Raw genomic sequence first — 4,769 nt, forward strand, 5'->3', positions numbered from 1 at the left:
CCCAGGTACGTTGAAAATAACTCTCTCATACTCGCCATGTTCTCAGACCCCGATGGAACCTACTTATTCTTGCCATTTCGAATAAGCATTATAGCTTGCTACCGAGGTGACGGCATCAGCTTCCATTCTAATTAGTCTAACGAGGCTCAATCACTTTACGCTTTCGCATTACGGCTCGTATGGTTTCTTGCCTACGCTTAAACCTGACCTCGCGGCTTCGGCTCCAAGGCTAGATACTGGCGTGTGGCTAACACTTACCAGACTGGGTTCCCACCAGTTATATTTTTCAGCGCCGAACTGGCGCACCACCCCCCTTCCCATTTTCTCTAAATTATACTATAAGCATGCTGAAAACCTAACAAATTATGAACACTCTCCCGATTCAGAACCCTCTCCTTCATTTTCTGATATCATGGTTGTAGGGACTTCTTTAGATTATCAGTCATCATAAGCATTTGAACGAGGAGTGGTATTTGTGGGAATTGATATGAACAATCCGAGGGTAAGGCTTGCACTTGAGATAAAGGATAGACTGAGCACTGCCGAGTTCGATGGCCGTGTTCTTCAGGCAATGGCAATAGGAGGATCCGTATCAAGGGGAAAGGCTGATGCCTACTCGGACCTTCAGCTGCTCTGCTTCTGGGACATGTTCCCCGACATGGATACGAGAAACAGGTTTGTGGAACTCATTGGGGCAGACAGGATAAATGCAATGGATGAGGACAACAACGAGGACAGCCTTGTAATTGGCTCCATACAGGTGGATGTCACCCACAACGGCGTTGACTACTACGACAACCTTATTTCAGACACATGGGAATACCATCTTGCGGACTACCAGACTCTTGGTTTCCTTGACACCATAAGCCATGCATACGTGCTAATGGGTGAAGAGATCCTTAAGGAGTGGAAGGAAAAGGCAGACCTGTACCCAAGGGAGCTTGCAGTCAATGTCATCTACGATAACCTGCAGGAGCTTACCAATGGAAATATAGAGCTATTCATTCAGAGGGACAATCCGACCGAATTCTTTGCAAGGGTCATAGACATCCAGCACAGGCTTTTCAACATACTTTCTGCGATCAACGACAGCTATTCAGGAGGCTACAAGTGGATGTACGCAGAGCTTGAGGAGATGAGCCTGGTTCCTGTAAACATAGTCGGCAGGTTCAAGGCAATGTTCGAGGGCAACAGGCTGGATACTGTCGAGGACCTCTATTCCATAGTCTTCGAGGTCCTGTACCTTGTCAACCACTCCTTCCCGGAGATGGACTTCAACGTACAGGAGGCATTCGACAAGTTCATGGTCAAGAGGCTTCCGCTGGAAGCATGACTGATAGCAAGACAGGGTCATCCCATAATGGGTTGACCCTGTCTTGCTGTTATGCTGTCTGTTTTGGATCAGGCTTCCCTGTGCTTCTTTTCCCTGAGCCTTGGAAGGTCATTCAGGTCATAAGGGGTACCCTGGTATACGAAATTCAGCCAGTTGGCGTAGAAGAGGTTTGCATGACCCCTCCATCTGAAGAGAACTCCCTTCTTTGGATCGTCATTCCTGAAATAGTTGTCCGGTACTTCCATTTCCATGCCTTTGGCTATGTCCCTGTCGTACTCCTTCTTCAGTGAATCCTTGTCATATTCCATATGTCCCTGAATGAAGATGAGGCTCTTGTCCTTTGTCGCCACGATATGGGGACCTGTCTCTTCGGAATCGGCAAGTATCCTGAGGTCAGGAACCTTCAGGATCTCCTCCCTGTCCACCTGGGTATGCCTTGACTGTGGAGCATAGAACTCCTCGTCGAAGCCCCTCATGAGCTCTGACTTCTTGTCCTTCACCTTAGTCAGGAACACCCCGAAAAGCTTCTTGTCGAGTACATGCTTGTTTATCCCGAAATGCCTGTAAAGCCCTGCCTGGGCTCCCCAGCATATGTGTATGGTGCTGAAGACATTGTCCCTGCAGTAATCCATGATCTCAGTCAGTTCCTTCCAGTAGTCCACGTCCTCGAAGGGCAGGAATTCAACCGGAGCCCCCGTTATTATCATACCGTCATATTTCTGGTGCTTTATCTCGTCAAAGGTCTTGTAGAAGTTATCAAGGTAAGCCCTGTCAGTATTCTTCGAATCATGGCTTCCCATGGACAGAAGCTGGACCTCCACCTGGAGGGGAGTGTTGGCAAGAAGCCTTATCAGCTGCTCCTCCGTTGTCTCCTTAGTCGGCATGAGGTTCACGATTGCAACCCTCAGAGGCCTTATGTCCTGCTTCTGGCCCCTCTTCTCATCCATTACGAATATGTTCTCTTCCTTAAGGGTCTTGTAGGCCGGCAGCCCCTTTGGCACAAGGATAGGCATTTTTATTTCCCCCAATCTTTCCTATATTACTGATAGCGCCTGCTCCAGGTCATAGATGATGTCGTCTATATGCTCAGTGCCTACCGAGAGCCTTACGCTTCCCGGCTTGATTCCCGAAGCCTCAAGCTCCTCTGCAGTCATCTGAGAATGGGTTGTGCTTGCAGGGTGTATGACAAGTGACTTTACGTCTGCAACGTTCGCAAGCAGCGAGAACACCTCAAGATTATCTATGAATGCCTTCGCCTTTTCAGCTCCGCCCTTCACCTCGAAAGTGAATATGGAAGCACCGCCCTTCGGGAAGTACCTGTTGTACAGCCCGTTGTATGGATTCCCCGGGAGGCTCGGATGGTTCACCCTTTCAACCTTAGGATGCTCCGAAAGATACTTTGCAACCTTCAGCGAATTCTCAACATGCCTCTCAACCCTTAGTGAAAGGGTCTCCAGGCCCTGGAGGAACAGGAATGAGTTGAACGGGCTTATTGCCGCTCCCGTATCCCTCATGAGGGTCACCCTCACCTTGATTATGTATGCCAGGCTCCCCACAGCATCTGTGAACACAACCCCGTGATAGTTGCTGTTCGGTTCCGTAAGACCGGGGAACTTACCGCTCCTCTTCCAGTCGAACCTTCCGCTGTCTATGATAACGCCGCCTATGGACGTACCATGTCCGCCAATGAACTTGGTCGCCGAATGGACGACTATGTCTGCGCCATATTCTATTGGCCTCAGAAGGTACGGTGTAGCAAATGTGTTGTCCACGATGAGCGGTATACCGTTCTCATGGGCTATCCTTGCAACCTCCTCGATATCTATGAGGTCAGCATTTGGATTGCCAAGTGACTCGATGAAAACAGCCTTGGTATTGGGCCTTATTGCCGCCTCAAGTGTCCTGAGGTCATTACCGTCGAAGAATGTGGTCTCTATCCCGAAATCCTTGAAGGTATTGGCGAAGAGGTTGTAGGTACCGCCATAAATGCTTGTGGATGATACTATATGGTCTCCTGCTACCGCTATGTTCTGTACCGAATAAGCGATGGCAGACATCCCTGAAGCGGTTGCAAGGGCTGCCACTCCGCCTTCAAGCGCAGCTATCCTCTTCTCGAATACATCCGATGTCGGGTTCATGAGCCTTGTATATATGTTCCCTCCCTCAGAGAGGTTGAACCTTGCCTCAGCCTGGGCTGATCCTGAGAATACATACGATGATGTCTGGTATATGGGTACGCATCGGGCATCAGTTGCCGGATCCGCCGTCTCCTGTCCTACGTGAAGCTGCAGTGTCTCGAATCTGTAATTTCTCTTTGTGTCGCTCATTTTGATCCACTCCTTGTTTTTTTGTATAAAAAAGAGCCCCATCCCCTGCAATGTATGCAAAGGGACGGAAGCTCCGTGTTACCACCCTTGTTCGCCTGTGCCTCACAGCACATGACCTCTTAAGGTACGCTGGACAAAGTCCGTAAATACCCCTGCACTATAACGTGTGCGCTACGTGACAGCCTAAAGTCACCCTTCAGCCATCAGGCTCCGGGACCATCTTCAGCAAGACCTCATCCGCACCCTTTCACCAAAACGGGCGCTCTCTGTAAGGAGTCCATGCAAGCTTACTCTTCCCTTCATTGCCTCTTTCAACTTATTGTAGACAACTGTACCACCAGGAAAGGCACATGTCAACAACGAAATTGCTGAAAATTTCCCGAATTCTCAGTAGTTCTGCAAAAACGTGCACCATGTGATATAATTTTGGGTAAGACTAACTATTTTCCGGAGGAGATATGAAGCGGAAATTCCTTTTGATCTATGCTGTCATTACAGTCACCGTATTACTTGCCGCATATCATTCCTTCAGATGGACCAGTGAGCTGGTAAAGGACAACTCTAACCTTGCGGTACTCGGTGTAGTCGACAGGCTCATAGAGTATACGGGGAACAGGGATTCCCTGAGCTATGAGGACTTCCTGCGTCAGGGTGATGAGCTTGTCCACACGATGGGAGACATGGCCAAGGTCATCGATGATTCAAGCTATGGAAACAAGAGCGACCTTGACAAGATGTTCTACGAGCTCTCCAAGCTCTTCAGGAACTCCACACGGTTCGACCTTCAGCATACAAGAACCCTGGGTGAGATACACGACCTGCTTGTCAGGTACAGATACATTTCAACCTCGCAGGAAGGCGCACGCCTGGTCAGCGAGATAATAAGCAAGGCTGTCTTCATACAGCCTGACTACTAGACCAGCTATAAAATGTCAAGACTCAATTAAGAATATTAACTCCCTCTATGGTTGAAATTAGTAATTCAGGCAGCCCATAGAAGTATCTATAAAACCACAACACAAATAGAGCATTTGATAAATGCTCTGAGTGAAGCTGTAATTTAATTGGTTAAACCCTTGCCTCATACTGGCGATTTTCTGACAGTACCG

The 4,769-nt window shown here is 48.6% G+C and carries 4 protein-coding genes and 1 other annotated feature; of the genes, 2 read left to right on the plus strand and 2 right to left on the minus strand.

The window, feature by feature from the left end:
* Positions 1-475 precede the first annotated feature (475 nt).
* Positions 476-1,333: a hypothetical protein gene (locus tag T472_RS04970; protein ID WP_023387080.1), complete on the plus strand. Its 858-nt coding sequence runs from the start codon at positions 476-478 to the stop codon at positions 1,331-1,333.
* Positions 1,334-1,401: 68 nt separating this feature from the next.
* Here T472_RS04970 and metA read toward each other — a convergent pair whose 3' ends face one another.
* Both metA and T472_RS04980 read right to left on the minus strand, forming a co-directional pair.
* Positions 1,402-2,346 (minus strand): homoserine O-acetyltransferase MetA, encoded by a 945-nt coding sequence (gene metA / locus T472_RS04975; RefSeq protein WP_023387078.1) that lies wholly within the window; start codon positions 2,344-2,346, stop codon positions 1,402-1,404.
* Between the two features lie 21 nt (positions 2,347-2,367).
* A complete protein-coding gene (locus T472_RS04980) occupies positions 2,368-3,660 on the minus strand; it encodes an O-acetylhomoserine aminocarboxypropyltransferase/cysteine synthase family protein (RefSeq protein ID WP_023387075.1) in 1,293 nt (430 codons plus the stop codon).
* A gap of 57 nt (positions 3,661-3,717) precedes the next feature.
* Positions 3,718-3,972 (minus strand) — a binding site (T-box leader).
* Between the two features lie 146 nt (positions 3,973-4,118).
* On the opposite strand from T472_RS04980, the gene T472_RS04985 reads away from it, so the two are divergent.
* Positions 4,119-4,577 carry a hypothetical protein gene (locus T472_RS04985; protein WP_023387073.1) on the plus strand — a complete coding sequence of 153 codons (459 nt, stop codon included), beginning with the start codon at positions 4,119-4,121 and terminating at the stop codon, positions 4,575-4,577.
* The last annotated feature ends 192 nt before the right edge of the window (positions 4,578-4,769 follow it).

The sequence above is a fragment of the Youngiibacter fragilis 232.1 genome (assembly GCF_000495435.3).
Classification (GTDB): domain Bacteria; phylum Bacillota; class Clostridia; order Clostridiales; family Clostridiaceae; genus Youngiibacter; species Youngiibacter fragilis.